This window comes from Streptomyces sp. NPDC054840, assembly GCF_053611065.1.
Genome location: NZ_JBSGZP010001149.1, coordinates 1 through 1,142 on the forward strand (window position 1 = coordinate 1; position 1,142 = coordinate 1,142).

1 protein-coding gene and 1 pseudogene are annotated in these 1,142 nt (G+C 68.9%); one reads left to right on the forward strand and one right to left on the reverse strand.

The features are described 5' to 3' along the window. A partial coding sequence (locus tag ACWGIU_RS38265) for a thiamine pyrophosphate-binding protein (protein WP_453712753.1) occupies positions 1–534 on the reverse strand: 534 nt, incomplete at its 3' end. 267 nt (positions 535–801) lie between these two features. On the opposite strand from ACWGIU_RS38265, the pseudogene ACWGIU_RS38270 reads away from it, so the two are divergent. Next, positions 802–1,142: pseudogene (locus ACWGIU_RS38270) on the forward strand (hypothetical protein); the annotation flags it as partial.

Below are 1,142 nucleotides of genomic sequence, written 5' to 3' on the forward strand. Positions count from 1 at the left end.
GTAGGTCTCCGGGTCGAACTCGATCTCGGTCAGCTGGACGTCGATCGGGAGGTCGATCAGGACCGGGCCCGGACGGCCGGAGCGCATCAGGTGGAAGGCCTCCTGGAACACGCCGGGGACCTGCGCGGCCTCCAGGACGGTCGTGGCCTTCTTCGTGACCGGCTTGGCGATCGAGGCGATGTCGACGGCCTGGAAGTCCTCCTTGTGGAGCTTCGAGACCGGGGCCTGACCGGTGATGCAGAGGATCGGGATCGAGTCCGCGATCGCCGAGTACAGGCCGGTGATCATGTCGGTGCCGGCCGGGCCCGAAGTTCCGATGCAGACACCGATGTTGCCCGCCTTGGCGCGCGTGTACCCCTCGGCCATGTGTGAAGCGCCCTCGACGTGGCGGGCGAGGGTGTGCGCGATGCCGCCCACGTTCTTGAGCTCGCGGTAGAACGGGTTGATCGCAGCACCGGGGACACCGAACGCTTGTTCGACACCCTCGAGCTTGAGGATCTCCACTGCAGCGGCGGCGGCTGTCATACGAGGCATCGAGTTCTCCTGCGGGTCTGGCGGTCAGACTTTTCCGTAATCCGGAAGTTTTGTTCTGCTATACGGAACAAGCTAAGCGGCGACTCTTGCGACGTCAAGGCGGTGGGGAACCTCGGAAGCCACCAAAAGCCGCAACTCGGTCGGCGACTCGTACAAATCACTGATCCGCCGACGGGAATCCCCCGGAAAATGCGTGCGGCCGCCCCCCGGCGGTCGCCGGTGGTGGAGCATGGACCTACGCACAGCGACGGAGGGAGTCCGGGTCTCATGGCGGAAGCGGTACCGGTGCGCTGCCCGGCGTGCCTGCGCGAGAACGGCTACACCGCCCCGGTCTTCCCCTGCGCCTGCGGAAGCCCGGTCCATCCCCCGCTGGACCTGGCCGCGCCGCCGGTTCCGCTGACCCACCGGACGTGGTCGGACACCTGGGTGACGGTGCGCTGCACGACCTGCGGGCGGGAGAGCGAGTGGCCGCATCCCGAGCTGGGCTGCGGTTCGTGCGGGACGGTGGTCCTCATTCCGGTGTACCCGCCGGCGGGGACGGGGACCCCCGCGGGTCCGGCCCGCCCGGCTCCGGCGACCGCCCGGCCGGATCCGGACGGCACCGGGCC